This window comes from Streptomyces sp. NPDC003036 (assembly GCF_040611175.1).
GTDB lineage: Bacteria > Actinomycetota > Actinomycetes > Streptomycetales > Streptomycetaceae > Streptomyces.
The window spans coordinates 21,526-37,560 of the sequence record NZ_JBEXNO010000056.1; the positions used below are offsets into that span (position 1 = coordinate 21,526).

The 16,035-nt window shown below is 69.0% G+C and carries 15 protein-coding genes and 1 pseudogene; 12 read left to right on the forward strand and 4 right to left on the reverse strand.

Annotation, left to right across the window (positions count from 1 at the left end; translation table 11 throughout):
- The first annotated feature begins 93 nt into the window (after positions 1 to 93).
- The 3 genes from ABZX67_RS30270 (at position 94) to ABZX67_RS30280 (ending at position 4,503) form a co-directional block, all read left to right on the forward strand.
- A complete protein-coding gene (locus ABZX67_RS30270) occupies positions 94 to 795 on the forward strand; it encodes an HAD family phosphatase (protein WP_355366891.1) in 702 nt (233 codons plus the stop codon).
- A gap of 455 nt (positions 796 to 1,250) precedes the next feature.
- Positions 1,251 to 2,852 carry an ABC transporter substrate-binding protein gene (locus tag ABZX67_RS30275; RefSeq protein WP_355366894.1) on the forward strand — a complete coding sequence of 534 codons (1,602 nt, stop codon included), beginning with the start codon at positions 1,251 to 1,253 and terminating at the stop codon, positions 2,850 to 2,852.
- Positions 2,853 to 2,919: 67 nt separating this feature from the next.
- A complete protein-coding gene (locus ABZX67_RS30280; protein WP_355366897.1) occupies positions 2,920 to 4,503 on the forward strand; it encodes an ABC transporter substrate-binding protein in 1,584 nt (527 codons plus the stop codon).
- A 75-nt stretch (positions 4,504 to 4,578) separates the two neighbouring features.
- Here the strand turns inward: ABZX67_RS30280 and ABZX67_RS30285 are convergent, their stop codons facing one another.
- Entirely contained in the window at positions 4,579 to 5,253 is a 675-nt protein-coding gene (locus ABZX67_RS30285; RefSeq protein WP_355366900.1) for a response regulator transcription factor, read from the reverse strand.
- 9 nt (positions 5,254 to 5,262) lie between these two features.
- Positions 5,263 to 6,189 (reverse strand): RecB family exonuclease, encoded by a 927-nt coding sequence (locus ABZX67_RS30290; protein WP_355366903.1) that lies wholly within the window; start codon positions 6,187 to 6,189, stop codon positions 5,263 to 5,265.
- 113 nt (positions 6,190 to 6,302) lie between these two features.
- Here ABZX67_RS30290 and ABZX67_RS30295 point away from each other — a divergent pair, with 113 nt between their 5' ends.
- The 3 genes from ABZX67_RS30295 to ABZX67_RS30305 all read left to right on the forward strand — a co-directional run bounded on the left by ABZX67_RS30295 (position 6,303) and on the right by ABZX67_RS30305 (position 9,218).
- The gene (locus tag ABZX67_RS30295; RefSeq protein ID WP_355366906.1) at positions 6,303 to 7,541 is read left to right on the forward strand and encodes a site-2 protease family protein; all 1,239 of its coding nucleotides are present in this window, start codon (positions 6,303 to 6,305) and stop codon (positions 7,539 to 7,541) included.
- Between the two features lie 18 nt (positions 7,542 to 7,559).
- Positions 7,560 to 8,447, forward strand: coding sequence for a tRNA (adenine-N1)-methyltransferase (locus tag ABZX67_RS30300; RefSeq protein ID WP_355366909.1), 888 nt, complete (start codon positions 7,560 to 7,562; stop codon positions 8,445 to 8,447).
- 180 nt (positions 8,448 to 8,627) lie between these two features.
- Positions 8,628 to 9,218: a hypothetical protein gene (locus ABZX67_RS30305; protein ID WP_355366912.1), complete on the forward strand. Its 591-nt coding sequence runs from the start codon at positions 8,628 to 8,630 to the stop codon at positions 9,216 to 9,218.
- Between the two features lie 22 nt (positions 9,219 to 9,240).
- Here ABZX67_RS30305 and ABZX67_RS30310 read toward each other — a convergent pair whose 3' ends face one another.
- On the reverse strand, positions 9,241 to 9,546 hold the full coding sequence (locus ABZX67_RS30310) for a ferredoxin (protein WP_355366915.1): 306 nt from the start codon (positions 9,544 to 9,546) through the stop codon (positions 9,241 to 9,243).
- Positions 9,547 to 9,784: 238 nt separating this feature from the next.
- Here ABZX67_RS30310 and arc point away from each other — a divergent pair, with 238 nt between their 5' ends.
- From arc to prcA, 6 genes are all read left to right on the forward strand, one after another.
- Positions 9,785 to 11,551 (forward strand): proteasome ATPase, encoded by a 1,767-nt coding sequence (arc, locus tag ABZX67_RS30315; RefSeq protein ID WP_355366918.1) that lies wholly within the window; start codon positions 9,785 to 9,787, stop codon positions 11,549 to 11,551.
- Between the two features lie 271 nt (positions 11,552 to 11,822).
- A complete protein-coding gene (gene dop, locus ABZX67_RS30320) occupies positions 11,823 to 13,334 on the forward strand; it encodes a depupylase/deamidase Dop (protein ID WP_355366921.1) in 1,512 nt (503 codons plus the stop codon).
- A 165-nt stretch (positions 13,335 to 13,499) separates the two neighbouring features.
- A complete protein-coding gene (locus ABZX67_RS30325) occupies positions 13,500 to 13,718 on the forward strand; it encodes a ubiquitin-like protein Pup (RefSeq protein WP_062646942.1) in 219 nt (72 codons plus the stop codon).
- Positions 13,719 to 13,756: 38 nt separating this feature from the next.
- Complete coding sequence (locus ABZX67_RS30330; protein ID WP_355366925.1) at positions 13,757 to 14,350, forward strand: endonuclease VII domain-containing protein; 594 nt, start codon at positions 13,757 to 13,759, stop codon at positions 14,348 to 14,350.
- On the forward strand, positions 14,302 to 15,147 hold the full coding sequence (prcB, locus tag ABZX67_RS30335) for a proteasome subunit beta (protein WP_355366928.1): 846 nt from the start codon (positions 14,302 to 14,304) through the stop codon (positions 15,145 to 15,147). Before ABZX67_RS30330 ends, prcB begins: the two co-directional genes overlap by 49 nt.
- Positions 15,148 to 15,181: 34 nt before the next feature.
- Entirely contained in the window at positions 15,182 to 15,934 is a 753-nt protein-coding gene (gene prcA, locus ABZX67_RS30340; RefSeq protein WP_355366931.1) for a proteasome subunit alpha, read from the forward strand.
- A gap of 6 nt (positions 15,935 to 15,940) precedes the next feature.
- Here the strand turns inward: prcA and ABZX67_RS30345 are convergent.
- Positions 15,941 to 16,035, reverse strand: a pseudogene (locus ABZX67_RS30345) (DUF397 domain-containing protein); the annotation flags it as partial.

Below are 16,035 nucleotides of genomic sequence, written 5' to 3' on the forward strand. Positions count from 1 at the left end.
GGTCGGTCCAGTGCAGGCCGGTCGCTCTTCCCACCGGGGGTTCCCCCACGGGGAGCGCGACCGGCCTTCTCGTCCCTCGATGGAGGTGTGCCGATGACCAGCACGGTCCCCGCGTCCCTGACCCGTACGGCCGATGGAGCCGCCCTTCAGGCCGTCTTCCTGGACATGGACGGCACGCTGGTCGACACCGAGGGCTTCTGGTGGGACGCGGAGGTCGAGGTCTTCGGCGAGCTGGGCCACCGGCTCGACGAGTCCTGGCGCGACGTGGTGGTCGGCGGGCCGATGACCCGCAGCGCCGGGTTCCTCATCGAGGCCACCGGCGCCGACATCACCCTCCCCGAGCTGACCGTGCTGCTCAACGACAGATTCGAACAGCGCATCGACCACGGTGTGCCGCTCATGCCGGGGGCCGAGCGGCTGCTGGCCGAGCTCGCGGCGCACGAGGTCCCCACCGCGCTCGTCTCCGCCTCGCACCGCCGCATCATCGACCGCGTCCTGCGCTCCCTGGGCCCCGAGCGGTTCACCCTCACCGTCGCGGGCGACGAGGTGCCCCGTACGAAGCCGCACCCCGACCCGTACCTGCTCGCCGCCCGCGGTGTGGGGGCCGAGCCGGGCCGGTGCGCCGTCATCGAGGACACCGCCACCGGGGTCGCCGCCGCCGAGGCCGCGGGCTGCCGGGTGGTCGCCGTCCCGTCCGTCGCGCCCATCGCTCCCGCCGCCGGCCGGGCCGTCGTCCGTTCCCTGGAAGAGGTCGACCTCGGTTTTCTCCGTTCATTGATCAACGGAATGAACTGAACCCCACACCGGGGAAAACCGAGAGCGGCCGCCCGGGTCTTTTCCGTAACCGGGAAAATAAGAATCCGGCGTGACGTTGGTCACGCTCCGTGGTGATCGAGCGGTGCTCCGGGGGCCTCCGGGTCCCGCTTCCGGCCCCTCGGGTGGGCCTTTGTGTCCCGATTCATCAAGTGGTGTACGAAACATTCCGCGCATAGTGATCGCCGATGACGCATTACTCCTCACTGTCTGATGCGGGCTCAACTCAAGCCCGTTCAAGAGCGCCTGGCGCCGCCCACTAATCTCTTGGCGAGAACTTCGCCGCACTAATCCGCGTGTTCGCGTCAAGCCACCAGCAGGCGCCGGACACCGGACCGATCGCTCTGTATCCCGGCCCGATCGCCCCGCCCAGACCGGGCGGCCGCGGCGGAGTACGCCACACGCTGTACCCAGTGCCGGATGAGGAGAACGTCCAGATGAACCGCAAGACCTTGGTGCTGCCGGCCGTCATCGGCCTGCTGGCCCCCGCACTCGCAGCCTGCGGCGGCTCGGAGGCGGGATCCGGCGACGGCAGCGCCATCGTCGTCGGCACCACGGACCGGTTCACCGCCACGAAGGACGCCTCCGCCCCCTTCGACCCGGCCTTCGCGTACGACGCCGGCGCCTGGAACGTCCTGCGCCAGACCGTGCAGACGCTGATGCGCGTCCCGCGCGGCGGCGGCACGCCGGTCCCCGAGGCCGCCTCCCAGTGCTCCTTCACCGACCGGGCCAGCGAGCGCTACCGCTGCACCCTGCGCGAAGGCCTGACCTTCTCCGACGGGACGCCCATCACGGCCAAGGACGTGAAGTTCTCCATCGAGCGCGTCCTCGCCATCAACTCCGACAACGGCGCCGCCGGCCTCCTCTCGAACATCGACACCATCGAGACCAAGGCCGACGACGAGGTCGTCTTCCACCTGAAGACGCCCGACGCCACCTTCCCGTACAAGCTGTCCACGCCCGTCGCGGGCATCCTCAGCGGCGACAAGTACGACGCCAAGAAGCTCCGCGACGGCTTCCAGGTCGACGGCTCCGGCCCGTACACCATGCGGGCCGAGGTGCGGGACGACCAGGTCACGAAGATCGTCTTCACCCGGAACGAGCACTACAAGGGCGACATCAAGCTCCGCAACGACCGCGTCGAGCTGCGCTCCTTCGACGACTCCGCGGCCATGGGCGACGCCCTGCAGGCCGGCTCCATCGACATGATGACCCGCACCATGTCGCCCGAGCAGATCAAGGACCTCGCCGAGCACTCCAAGGAGGGCATCGAGCTCCGCGAGATGCCGGGCCTGGAGATCCGCTACCTCGCCTTCAACACCCAGGACGCCTCCGTCCAGGACAAGGCCGTCCGCCAGGCCGTCGCCGCCGTCGTCGACCGCGGCCAGATCGCCGCCAAGGTCTACGGCTCCACGGCCACCCCGCTCTACTCGCTGATCCCGTCGACGATCACCGCGCACACCAACTCGTTCTTCAACAAGTACGGCGAGCCCAGCAGCCAGAAGGCCGCCTCCATCCTGCGCGAAGCCGACATCTCCACCCCGGTCAAGCTGACCCTGCACTACACCAGCGACTACTACGGCCCGGGCACCGCCAAGGAGTTCGAGGCGCTGCGCGACCAGCTCAACGCCACCAAGCTCTTCGACGTCCGCGTCCAGGGCGTTCCGTGGTCGACGTTCCGGCCCGCCCAGAAGCGCGGCGAGTACGCCGTCTACGGGCTCGGCTGGGTCCCCGACTTCCCCGACCCGGACAACTACATCGCGCCGTTCCTCGACGCGGACAACTTCCTCAACTCCCCCTACGTCAGCACCGAGGCGCGCGGCAAGCTCATCCCGCAGTCCCGCCGCGCGGCCGACCGCAACTCCGCCTCGCCCGCCTTCGAGCAGCTCCAGGACATCGTCGCCAACGACGTCCCCGTGCTCCCGCTGTGGCAGGGCAAGCAGTACGTCGCCCACCGCAACGACCTCACCGGTGTCGAGTGGGCCCTCAACACCTCCTCGGACCTCCAGCTCTGGGAGCTGGCCCGAGGCATCGCCTGACCCCACGATGTACCCGGCCGCGCGACGGGCGCGGTCGTCACATGCAAGATCCAGAGGCAAGGTTCCTGTGAAGGTGCACAACAAGTGGCTGACCGCCCCCCTCTCGGCAGTGCTGGCGGCCGCCATGCTGAGCGGCTGCGGTTCGGAGAAGGGCGACGCGGGTGAGAGCGGCGTCACGGTGCTCGTCGGCATGTCCGACGACGTCCTGTCGACCGACCCCGCCGCCGGTTACGACCCCGGCTCCTGGCTGCTGTTCAACAACGTCTTCCAGTCCCTGCTGAGCTTCCCCAAGGGCGGTTCCACGCCCCAGCCGGAAGCGGCCGAGAAGTGCGGCTTCGACCAGGGCAGCAGCACGGTCTTCCGCTGCACGCTCCGCGACGACCTGAAGTTCAGCAACGGCAACCCGCTGACCTCCGAGGACGTCAAGTTCTCCTTCGAGCGGGCGCTGAAGATCAACGACCCGGCCGGCCCCGCGCCGCTGCTGTCCACGATCGCGTCGATCGACACCCCCGACGAGCAGAACGTCGTCTTCAAGCTGAAGGTCCCCGACGCCACCTTCCCCAGCAAGATCGCCTCGGGCGCGGGCTCCATCGTCGACCACCGCGAGTACGACGCCGGAAGCCTGCGCACCGACGGCAAGGCCGTCGGCTCCGGCCCGTACAAGCTGGAGTCGTACTCCGACGGCAAGGCCGTCTTCTCGGTCAACGACGAGTACCACGGCACCGCCAAGGTGAAGAACAGCGGCGTCACGCTGAAGTTCTACAACGGCGACCGCAAGTCCCTCGCCGACGCCTTGAAGAAGGGCGACATCGACGTCGCCTACCGTGGCCTCGCCGCCGCCGACATCGCCGAGCTGAAGGAGTCGGCGACGGCCGACTCCAAGATCGAGGTCATCGAGGGCACCAGCGCCGAGGTCAAGCACCTCGTCTTCAACGTGAAGGACCCCGTCGTCGGCAAGCTCGGCGTCCGCAAGGCCATCGCCTACCTCGTCGACCGCGACGCCCTGGTCCAGGACGTCCACCGGGCCACCGCCACCTCCCTCTACTCGATCGTCCCGGCCGGCATCACCGGCCACAACACCGCCTTCTTCGACACCTACGGCGACCGGCCGCAGCCCGAGAAGGCCAAGCAGGCCCTGAAGTCCGCCGGCGTCGACGGCAAGGTCCAGCTCACCCTGTGGTCCACCCCCAGCCGCTACGGCCCCTCCACGGACGAGGAGTTGAAGGCGATCGCCAAGCAGCTCAACGCCAGCGGCCTGTTCGACGTCACCGTGAAGTCCGTCGAGTACGAGCAGTACGAGAAGGACATCAAGGCCGGCAAGTACGGCGTCTACGTCAAGGGCTGGGTGCCCGACTACCCGGACCCCGACAACTTCACCGCGCCGTTCTTCGGTGAGGGCAACGTCCTCGAGAACAACTACGAGAACAAGCGGATCACCGGGACGATCATCCCCAAGACCGCCGCCGCCGCCGACCGCACGGCCACCGAGGACGACTTCGGCAAGCTCCAGGACCTCGTCGCCGAGGAACTGCCGATCCTCCCGCTGTGGCAGGGCAAGCAGTACGCCGTGGCCCGCGACGGCATCACCGGCCTGGAGTGGACGCTCGATACGTCCACCGTCTTCCGCTTCTGGGAGATCAAGAAGGCCTGACCGGCTCGGAACGAAGTCGAGACGGGGTGCCCGGTGACTGCCGGGCACCCCGTCTCGTCGTACCGGCGGGCCCCGCTACTGCTGCGCGCCGGGACGCACCAGCCCGCTCTCGTACGCGTACACCGCCGCCTGCACCCGGTCGCGCAGACCCAGCTTCGTCAGCACATGGCCCACATGCGTCTTGACCGTCGTCTCGCTGACGAACAGATCCGCGGCGATCTCCGCGTTCGACAGCCCGCGCGCCACCAGCTTCAGCACCTCGACCTCACGGTCGGTCAGCGTGTTCAGCGCGTCCGGCACCGGCTCCTCGCCGGAGGGCAGATGGCCCGCGTACTTGTCCAGCAGCCGGCGCGTGATGCTCGGCGCCAGCATCGCCTCACCCGCCGCGACCACCCGGATCGCCTGCACCAGCTCATGGGCGGGCGCGTCCTTCAACAGGAAGCCGCTCGCCCCCGCGCGCAGCGCCTCGACCACGTACTCGTCCAGATCGAAGGTCGTCAGGACCAGCACCTTCGCCGGCCCGTCCCGCTCCGGCCCGGTGATCTGCCGGGTCGCCTCCACCCCGTCCATCCGCGGCATCCGGATGTCCATCAGCACCACATCGGGCTGCAGCGCCCGCACCTGGTCGAGGGCCTGGAGGCCGTCCCCGGCCTCCCCGACGACCGCGATGTCCTGCTCCGCCTCCAGAATCATCCGGAAACCGGTGCGCAACAGCGGCTGGTCGTCGACCAGTAGGACGCGGATGGCCACGAGAACTCCTTAAGGGCCGTCAAGGCTCGGCTGACCGGCCCCATTCTGCCCTGCCCCCTCCGGAGCGTCCGCCCGCTGCGCCGGGATCACCGGCAGCGGGTACACCGGAGGCGTCCCGCCGAACTCCGGGCAGAACGACCGGTGGTCGCACCAACCGCACAGCTTCGTCGGCCGCGGCCGCCAGTCGCCCGTCTCGGTCGCCCGGCGGATCGCGTCCCACAGCGCCAGCAGCTTGCGCTCCACCCGCAGCAGATCCGCCTCCACCGGGTCGTACGTCATCACATCGCCGCTCCCCAGATACACCAGCTGCAGCCGGCGCGGCACCACGCCCTTCAGCCGCCACACCACCAGGGCGTAGAACGTCATCTGGAACAGCGCCCCCTCGCTGTACTCCGGCCGCGGCGCCTTGCCCGTCTTGTAGTCGACGATCCGCACCTCACCCGAAGGAGCCACGTCGACCCGGTCGATCACCCCCCGCAGCCGCAGCCCCGACTCCAGCTCCGTCTCCACGAACAGCTCCCGCTCCGCCGGCTCCAGCCGCGTCGGATCCTCCAGCGTGAACCACCGCTCGACGAGCTGCTCCGCCTCCGCCAGCCACCGCGTCAGCCGCTCGCCCTCTTCATCCCCCTCGAACAGCTCCCCGAGCTCCGGCCGAGCCTCCAGCAGCCGCTCCCACTGCCCGGGCACCAGCGACCTCGCCCGCGGAGCCGTACGCTCCGCCGCCGGGGCGTCGAAGAGCCGCTCCAGCACCGCGTGCACCAGCGTGCCCCGCGTCGCCGCCTCGCTCGGCTTCTCGGGCAGCTTGTCGATCACCCGGAACCGGTACAGCAGCGGGCACTGCATGAAGTCGCTCGCCCGCGACGGCGACAGCGACGCGGGCGGCCGGGGGCTCGCGGGGCCGACCGGGCCCGGCGAGCTGGAAGGGCTCGTGGTCATGGTTCAGAACCCTACGGCCCGCCACTGACAGCGAGCGGCATACCATCGACGCCAGACCCCCCGCCATTGCATGATCGTGCGTAGCCCATCACGCTACGCACCGAAGGGAACCCGTGAAAAAGGACGACGAGAGCGGCGAGACCCCCCGCCCGAGGTCCGACACGGCCGGAGCCGGCCCCGACACCGGCGCACCACGCGAACCCGGCGGTGGCATCCTCATGGGCCGCCTCTTCGGCGTGCCCGTGTACGTGGCCCCCAGCTGGTTCCTGGTGGCCGCCCTCATCACCTGGGTCTTCGGCGGCCAGCTCGACCGCGTCCTGCCCGAGCTCGGCAACATCCGCTACCTGGTCTCCCTCTTCTTCGCGGTCGCCTTCTACGCCTCCGTACTCGTCCACGAACTGGCCCACACCCTCGCCGCGCTCCGCTTCAAACTGCCGGTGCGCCGCATCCAGCTCCAGTTCTTCGGCGGCGTCTCCGAGATCGAGAAGGAGTCCGAGACCCCCGGCCGCGAATTCGTCCTCGCCTTCGTCGGCCCCCTCCTCTCCCTGATCCTCGCCGGCGTCTTCTACGCCGCGCTGTACGCCGTCGAGCCTGGCACCGTCCCCGGCGTCCTCCTCGCCGGCCTGATGATCTCCAACCTGATCGTCGCCGCGTTCAACCTCCTCCCCGGCCTGCCGCTGGACGGCGGCCGCATGCTCCGCGCCGTCGTCTGGAAGATCACCGGCAGGCCCATGGCCGGCACCGTCGCCGCCGCCTGGGTGGGCCGCGCCCTCGCCGTCGCCGTCCTCATCGGACTCCCGCTGCTCACCCACACCGGCGCCCTCGGCGCCGCCGGCGACGAGATCAGCGGCATGGAGACCGTCACCGACGCCCTCCTGGCCGCCATCCTCGCCGCGATCATCTGGACCGGCGCCGGCAACAGCCTGCGCATGGCCCGCCTGCGCGAGCACCTCCCCGACCTGCGCGCCCGCGCCCTCACCCGGCGCGCCGTCCCCGTCGAGTCCGACACCCCCCTCTCCGAGGCCCTGCGCCGCGCCAACGAAGCCGGAGCCCGCGCCCTGGTCGTCGTCGACGGCCACGGCGAACCGACCGCCCTGGTCCGCGAGACCGCCATCGTCGGCGTCCCCCAGCACCGCCGCCCCTGGGTCGCGGTCAGCGGCCTCGCCCAGGAGCTCACCGAGGGCATGCGGGTCCCCGCCGAGCTCGCCGGAGAGGCGCTCCTTGACCGCCTGCGCGCCACCCCCGCCAGCGAGTACCTCGTCGTCGAGGAGACCGGCGAGATCTACGGCGTCCTGTCCACGGCCGACGTCGAGCGGGCCTTCGTCCAGGCCATGGCACGGCCCGGTTCGTAAACCCCATACACTGGTCACATGTCCGAACCGACCGGTGCCGCCCGCCGTCGCGGGCCCTTCAAGGTCGGGGACCAGGTCCAGCTCACCGACCCCAAGGGACGCCACTACACCTTCACGCTCGAGGCCGGGAAGAACTTCCACACCCACAAGGGTTCCTTCCCGCACGACGAGCTGATCGGTGCTCCCGAGGGCAGTGTTGTCCGAACCACGGGAAACGTCGCCTACCTCGCGCTGCGCCCCCTGCTCCCCGACTACGTCCTGTCCATGCCCCGCGGCGCCGCCGTGGTCTACCCCAAGGACGCGGGGCAGATCCTGGCCTTCGCCGACATCTTCCCCGGCGCGCGCGTCGTCGAGGCGGGGGTGGGCTCCGGCTCGCTCAGCAGCTTCCTGCTGCGCGCCATCGGGGACAGCGGCATGCTGCACTCCTACGAGCGCCGCGAGGACTTCGCCGAGATCGCGAAGGCCAACGTCGAGCGCTACTTCGGCGGTCCGCACCCCGCCTGGCAGCTCACCGTCGGCGACCTCCAGGACAACCTGTCGGACGCCGACGTCGACCGCGTCATCCTGGACATGCTCGCCCCCTGGGAGTGCCTGGAGGCCGTCTCCAAGGCGCTCGTCCCCGGCGGCATCCTCTGCTGCTACGTGGCGACCACGACCCAGCTCGCGCGCACCGTCGAGTCCATCCGCGAGATCGGCTGCTACGCCGAGCCGCAGCCCTGGGAGTCGATGATCCGCAACTGGCACGTGGAAGGCCTGGCCGTCCGCCCCGACCACCGGATGATCGGCCACACCGGCTTCCTGGTCACCGCCCGCCGCCTCGCGGACGGCGTCGAGCCGCCGATGCGGCGCCGCCGCCCCGCCAAGGGCGCGTACGGCGAGGACTACGAAGGCCCCAACAAGGGCTGACGCACTGAGGCTGACGCCTCGACAACGCAAGGGCGCCGCCCTCCAGTTCCCGCCACCGACGCGAGAACCGGGGGGCGGCGCCTTCCCGTTCACCCGGGGCCGACCCCGCTGTTCCGCCCACCTGTGACATATGGCACGATGCTGGCCACCCCACCGCACAGCCCACAGGAGGCACTCCGCGTGCAGCCCTCCGCCGCCCTGGACCTCGCGCACACCCACGCCCGCCCGGTGCACTGGCTCGCCACCGCCACGGCGATGGCCGCGGTGGTCGCGGCCGCCGGACTGCTGCAACCCGGCGCCGCCACCGCCTCGCAGAGCGGCAGCGCCGTCACCGCGGCCGCGGCCCCGGGCGCCCTGGCGCCGGTCCCCGCCCCGGACGCGAGAGCGGCGACGTACCCGCTGGAGTGCGGCGGAGCGCCCACCGCGGTGGCCAAGGAGGCGTCGGGGGACCTCGACGGGGACGGCCGCCCCGAGACGGTCACCGCCGTCCGCTGCGACGCCGGTTCCGGTACGCCGCCGAGCGGCCTCTACGTCCTCGCGGCCCGGCGCGACGGCACCGGTGCGCGCGTGGTGGCCACCCTGGTGGAACCCGCCGAGCGGCTCTCCGCGAGCGAGCTCGCGGTCCGTGACGGAGCGGTCACCGCGACGCTCATGGGGTACTCGTCGGCGGACGTGCCGCGCTGCTGCCCGGATCAGGTGGAGACGGTCAAGTGGCGGTGGACCGGCGGAAAGTTCGTCCGCTCAGCCGTCGCCGAACCTAGCGATATGTAGAGGTATGTCCGTATCGACGCTGTCACTCAGCGTCGGGACCGTACACCTCTACCTTGTCCGAAACGCGTCGTACATGGATGCAGTCGCCCGGACATTCCTTGGCGGAGTCGACGACGTCCTGGAGGAGCGGCAGCGGCACGGGCGTCGTGGCGCCCTTGTCCTGCAACAGCTCGTCGTCGCCGCTCTTGACGTACGCCAGCCCGTCGATGTCCAGTTCAAAGACCTCGGGGGCGTACTGCGCACAGATCCCGTCACCGGTGCAGAGGTCCTGGTCGATCCACACCTCAAGGGCCTCGTCGGCGCCCGCGGTCGGAGCCTCGTGCTGCACGCCATTCCCCTAGCTTCGTTCGTCTAAGTCCGGCCACCCCTGACGGGTGTTGGCCCCTCCGACCATACAACCGCCCGCTTTCAGATGTTGATGGGTGGGTATCCCCCTGGCAGTGAGGGAGAGCGCAAGGGTGAAGATCGGACACACCTCGAGAGTCTTTGTGATCTAGGGGTTTCAATCACCACCCACCCAGGTAGGGTCAGGAAGCGTCCAGCTCCCCTTGGAGGAGGTGAGGACCGTGGCAGCCCACGACGACGACATCAACCGCGGCATCCGGCCCGGGCGGGGGTCTGAGGACCCAGCCGGCCAGGTTGCCTATCTCGAGCAGGAAATCGCCGTCCTGCGACGTAAGCTCGCCGACTCTCCGCGTCACACGAGGATTCTCGAAGAGCGGATCGTCGAGCTGCAGACCAATCTGGCCGGCGTGTCCGCGCAGAACGAGCGGCTCGCCAACACGCTCCGTGAGGCCCGCGACCAGATCGTGGCCCTCAAGGAGGAAGTCGACCGGCTCGCGCAGCCGCCGGCGGGCTTCGGTGTCTTCCTGCAGGCGAACGAGGACGGCACCTGCGACATCTTCACCGGGGGCCGCAAGCTCCGGGTGAACGTCAGCCCCAGCGTCGAGCTCGACGAGCTGCGGCGCGGCCAGGAAGTGATGCTCAACGAAGCGCTCAACGTGGTCGAGGCCATGGAGTTCGAGCGCGCCGGGGACATCGTCACCCTCAAGGAGATCCTCGAGGACGGCGAGCGGGCCCTGGTGCTCGGGCACACCGACGAGGAACGGGTGGTGAGGCTCGCCGAGCCGCTGCTGGACACCACCATCCGTCCCGGCGACGCCCTGCTGCTGGAACCCAGGTCCGGCTATGTGTACGAGGTCATCCCGAAGAGCGAGGTCGAGGAGCTCGTCCTCGAAGAGGTTCCGGACGTCGACTACACCAAGATCGGCGGTCTGGGCAACCAGATCGAGCTGATCCGCGACGCGGTCGAGCTCCCGTACCTCTACCCCGACCTCTTCCAGGAGCACGAACTGCGGCCGCCGAAGGGCATCCTGCTCTACGGACCGCCCGGCTGCGGCAAGACGCTGATCGCGAAGGCCGTCGCCAACTCCCTTGCCAAGAAGGTCGCCGAGGTGACCGGCCAGCCCGCGGGGAAGAGCTACTTCCTCAACATCAAGGGCCCCGAGCTCCTCAACAAGTACGTCGGCGAGACCGAGCGGCACATCCGCCTGGTCTTTCAGCGCGCCCGCGAGAAGGCGAGCGAGGGAACCCCCGTCATCGTCTTCTTCGACGAGATGGAGTCCCTCTTCCGCACCCGCGGCTCCGGCGTCAGCTCGGACGTGGAGAACACCATCGTCCCCCAGCTGCTCGCCGAGATCGACGGTGTGGAGGGCCTGGAGAACGTCATCGTCATCGGCGCCTCCAACCGCGAGGACATGATCGACCCCGCCATCCTGCGGCCCGGCCGGCTCGATGTGAAGATCAAGATCGAGCGTCCGGACGCGGAGGCGGCCAAGGACATCTTCGCCAAGTACCTGACACCTTCGCTGCCGCTGCACGCCGACGACCTGGCCGAGCACAACGGCAACAAGGAAGCCGCCGTCGACGCCATGATCCAGTCGGTCGTGGAGCAGATGTACGCGGAGTCCGAGGAGAACCGGTTCCTCGAGGTCACGTACGCCAACGGCGACAAGGAAGTCCTGTACTTCAAGGACTTCAACTCCGGAGCGATGATCCAGAACATCGTCGACCGGGCGAAGAAGATGGCCATCAAGGCATTCCTCGACCACAACCAGAAGGGTCTGAGGGTCTCCCACCTCCTCCAGGCGTGTGTGGACGAGTTCAAGGAGAACGAGGACCTGCCGAACACCACCAACCCGGACGACTGGGCCCGGATCTCCGGAAAGAAGGGCGAGCGGATCGTCTTCATCCGCACCCTCGTCACCGGAAAGCAGGGCGCGGACACCGGTCGCTCCATCGACACGGTGGCGAATACCGGCCAGTACCTGTAAACGCAAACCGGCTGCGGGTGTCCGTACCGGGCATCCGCAGCCGGTTGCTTTCCGTGATGAACAAATGAGCGAATGAACGGCCACGGGGGCATCATTCCGACCACACCGCAGCAATGACGCAATGGATCTCCCCACCAGCGCGGAGGCGTTCTAGGCTCTTCCGTACCGCCGAGTCGCGCAGTGCGGGGACGGGCACCGCATACGCATCGGGGAAGCAGCGGTACTTGAGCGCCGTTTCCGAACGGGGACGCCGCCGGGCAAGGAGGGCCGCATGACTGTACGGCGAGTAATGGGCATCGAGACGGAGTACGGGATCTCCGTCCCTGGGCACCCGAACGCCAATGCCATGCTCACCTCGTCCCAGATCGTCAACGCCTACGCGGCGGCGATGCACCGGGCGCGCCGCGCCCGCTGGGACTTCGAGGAGGAGAACCCGCTGCGGGACGCCCGCGGCTTCGACCTCGCCCGCGAGGCCGCCGACTCCAGCCAGCTCACCGACGAGGACATCGGCCTGGCCAACGTGATCCTCACGAACGGCGCCCGGCTCTACGTGGACCACGCCCACCCCGAGTACAGCGCCCCCGAGGTCACCAATCCGCGCGACGCCGTCCTGTGGGACAAGGCGGGCGAGCGGATCATGGCCGAGGCCGCCGAGCGGGCGGCCCAGCTGCCCGGCGCCCAGCCGATCCACCTCTACAAGAACAACACCGACAACAAGGGCGCCTCCTACGGCACGCACGAGAACTACCTGATGAAGCGGGAGACCCCCTTCTCGGACATCGTGCGCCACCTGACGCCGTTCTTCGTCTCCCGGCAGGTCGTCACCGGCGCCGGCCGGGTCGGCATCGGCCAGGACGGCCACGAGCACGGCTTCCAGATCAGCCAGCGCGCCGACTACTTCGAGGTCGAGGTCGGCCTGGAGACCACCCTCAAACGGCCCATCATCAACACCCGCGACGAGCCGCACGCCGACGCCGAGAAGTACCGCCGCCTCCATGTGATCATCGGCGACGCGAACCTGTCGGAGATCTCGACGTACCTCAAGCTCGGCACGACCTCCCTGGTCCTGTCCATGATCGAGGACGGCTTCATCACGGTCGACCTCGCCGTCGACCAGCCGGTCCGCACCCTCCACCAGGTCTCGCACGACCCCTCCCTGCAGCGCCTCATCACGCTCCGTAACGGCCGGACGCTCACCGCCGTGCAGCTGCAGATGGAGTACTTCGAGCTGGCCCGCAAGTACGTGGAGGAACGGTTCGGGGCCGACGCCGACGAGCAGACCAAGGACGTCCTCTCCCGCTGGGAGGACACCCTCAACCGGCTCGAGAACGATCCGATGAGCCTCGCCGGCGAGCTCGACTGGATCGCGAAGCGCGAGCTCATGGAGGGCTACCGGCGTCGGGACAGCCTTGACTGGGACGCCGCCCGGCTCCACCTGGTGGATCTGCAGTACGCCGACGTACGCCCCGACAAGGGCCTGTACAACCGTCTGGTGGCCCGCGGGAAGATGAAGCGCCTGCTGGACGAGGAAGCCGTCCAGCGGGCCCAGAGCAAGCCTCCGGAGGACACCCGGGCCTACTTCCGCGGCCGGTGCCTGGAGCAGTACGCGGACGACGTCGCGGCGGCCTCGTGGGACTCGGTCATCTTCGACCTGCCCGGCCGCGACTCCCTGCAGCGGGTGCCGACCCTGGAGCCGTTGCGCGGTACACGTAACCACGTGAAGGCGCTGCTGGACCGCTGCCGCACGGCCGAGGAGCTGGTGCGCGTCCTGTCCGGCCACTGAGACAGCGGATCAGTCTTTCGAAAAGAGCTTCGGCCGGGGATCTCCGGGAATCATGGGGGTGATCCCTGGACGTTGAGGAAAGTGCAGGGCCGATGTCAGACCGTCCTTGTAGGGTCTGATCTTGAGAGACCGAACCAAGCGGGCAAACCGAGCGGGGTGAGGGATATGGCGACCAAGGACACCGGCGGCGGGCAGCAGAAGGCGACGCGCTCCACCGAGGAGGTCGAGGAGCAGGCCCCGGAGGCGCAGGCCTCCGAGGACCTCAAGGAGCGCCAGGAGAAGCTGTCGGACGACGTCGACTCCGTGCTGGACGAAATCGATGATGTCCTCGAGGAGAATGCAGAGGATTTCGTGAGGTCATTCGTTCAAAAGGGTGGCCAGTAGGCCGGTTCTGCCTTTAAATCGAAGGCTAGGGTGGGTGAGTGTCTCAGGGTGACGAGGTGAAGCGCTGTGCGCGGTGCGGCGAGGTCAAGCCGCGCACAGCCTTCGCCATCAGGCGGTCCAACATCGACGGCCTGCAGAGGGAATGCCGCGAATGTGCGGCTGACCGACACCGCAAGCGGCAGATCGCCCTCGGTAAGAATGTGCGCCCCCGGGTGCAAGTTCCCGAAGGGCACCAGTGCTGCCAGCGTTGTGGGGAGATCAAGCCGTACTCCGAATGGCATCGGAACGCGACCACCTCGGATGGCCTCTCGACTGCCTGCAAGGCGTGTCGTGCCGTGGCAGCTCGCGCGGATTACCTCATGCGCAGCTACGGGCTCACTGAGGCCGAGCGTGAGGAGATGGTCTCCTCGCAGATGGGCATCTGTTCCATCTGTCTGAGGCGTCCGGCCGTCCATGTGGATCACTGTCACGAGACGGGTAAGGTCCGTGGCGTACTGTGCTTCAACTGTAATTCGGCCATCGGCAAGTTGGGAGATGATCCCGACACCGTTCGTCGGGCTGCCGCCTACCTGGAGGGGACTTCGTGGAAGCCAACACTCGTAGCACCGGGCGTCTACCAGCTGCCTTCCTGACGCCTGGCTCCTCGTCCTTCATGGACTTCCTGGCCGACCACTCGCCGGAGCTGCTCCCCGGGAACCGGACGCTGCCGCCCCTGCAGGGCGCGATCGAAGCCCCGCACGGGACCACCATCGTCGCCGCCACGTTCCCCGGTGGCGTGGTCCTCGCCGGTGACCGGCGGGCCACCATGGGCAACATGATCGCGCAGCGCGACATCGAGAAGGTCTTCCCGGCCGACGAGTACTCGGCCGTGGGCATCGCCGGCACCGCCGGCCTCGCCGTGGAGATGGTCAAGCTCTTCCAACTGGAGCTGGAGCACTTCGAGAAGGTCGAGGGCACCCAGCTCTCCCTGGAGGGCAAGGCCAACCGCCTCTCCACGATGATCCGCAGCAACCTGGGCATGGCCATGCAGGGCCTGGCCGTCGTCCCGCTCTTCGCCGGCTGGGACGTCGAGCGCGAGAAGGGCCGGATCTTCTCGTACGACGTGACGGGCGGCCGCTCCGAGGAGCACGGCTTCGCGGCCACCGGCTCGGGTTCGATCTTCGCGCGCGGCTCCATGAAGAAGCTCTACCGCGAGGACCTCACCGAGCAGCAAGCGGTCACCCTCGTCGTGCAGGCGCTGTACGACGCGGCGGACGACGACTCGGCGACCGGCGGCCCCGACGTGGCCCGCCGTATCTTCCCGGTCCTCACCGTGATCACGGACGAGGGCTTCCGGCGGCTCACCGAGGCCGAGGCCTCCGAGATCTCCCGCTCGGTGCTGGAGCGCCGCCTCGAACAGCCCGACGGCCCGCGCGCCGCGCTGCTCTGATGAACCCGCCACTGAAGAAAGGGACGGATAGCCGGTGACGACGCCGTTCTATGTCTCGCCCGCCCAGGCCATGCAGGACCGGGCGGAGTACGCCCGGAAGGGCATCGCCCGTGGACGCAGCCTGGTTGTGCTGCAGTACGCCGACGGCATCGTCTTCGTCGGTGAGAACCCGTCCCGTGCCCTGCACAAGTTCAGCGAGATCTACGACAGGATCGCCTTCGCCGCCGCCGGCAAGTACAACGAGTACGAGAACCTGCGGATCGGCGGTGTGCGCTACGCCGACCTGCGCGGCTACACCTACGACCGGGACGATGTGACGGCCCGTGGGCTGGCCAACGTCTACGCGCAGACGCTCGGCACCATCTTCTCCAGCGCGGGCGAGAAGCCGTACGAGGTGGAGCTGGTCGTCGCCGAGGTCGGCACCTCCCCGGAGGGCGACCAGATCTACCGGCTGCCGCACGACGGGTCCATCGTGGACGAGCACGGCTCGGTGGCGGTCGGCGGCAACGCGGAGCAGATCAGCAGCTTCCTCGACCAGCGGCACCGCGACGGGATGTCGCTCGCCGAGGCGCTGAAGCTCGCCGTGCAGGCGCTGTCCCGGGACACCAACGGCAGCGAGCGGGAGATCCCCGCGGAGCGGCTGGAGGTGGCGGTCCTGGACCGTACGCGCCCGCAGCAGCGCAAGTTCAAGCGGATCGTCGGCCGCCAGCTGGTCCGTCTGCTGGAGGCGGACGGCGCGGCCTCGACCCCGACGGACGCACCTTCGGACGAGGCGGAGGAGGAGTAGCCCTCGGTACGAGGACTTGTGCCAGTCGAAGGCCACTTCGACGCACTCGCCGCCGCTGGCGTTGCTATAGCTGGACCTGAACCAGCGCAGGGTGCTGCTCA

Coding starts and splice junctions, on each gene's coding strand:
- ABZX67_RS30270 (WP_355366891.1), top strand. CDS start 94: ATGACCAGCACGGTCCCCGCGTCCCTGACCCGTACGGCCGATGGAGCC.
- dop (WP_355366921.1), top strand. CDS start 11,823: ATGACTGTACGGCGAGTAATGGGCATCGAGACGGAGTACGGGATCTCC.
- ABZX67_RS30325 (WP_062646942.1), top strand. CDS start 13,500: ATGGCGACCAAGGACACCGGCGGCGGGCAGCAGAAGGCGACGCGCTCC.
- ABZX67_RS30275 (WP_355366894.1), top strand. CDS start 1,251: ATGAACCGCAAGACCTTGGTGCTGCCGGCCGTCATCGGCCTGCTGGCC.
- ABZX67_RS30300 (WP_355366909.1), top strand. CDS start 7,560: ATGTCCGAACCGACCGGTGCCGCCCGCCGTCGCGGGCCCTTCAAGGTC.
- ABZX67_RS30290 (WP_355366903.1), bottom strand. CDS start 6,189: ATGACCACGAGCCCTTCCAGCTCGCCGGGCCCGGTCGGCCCCGCGAGC.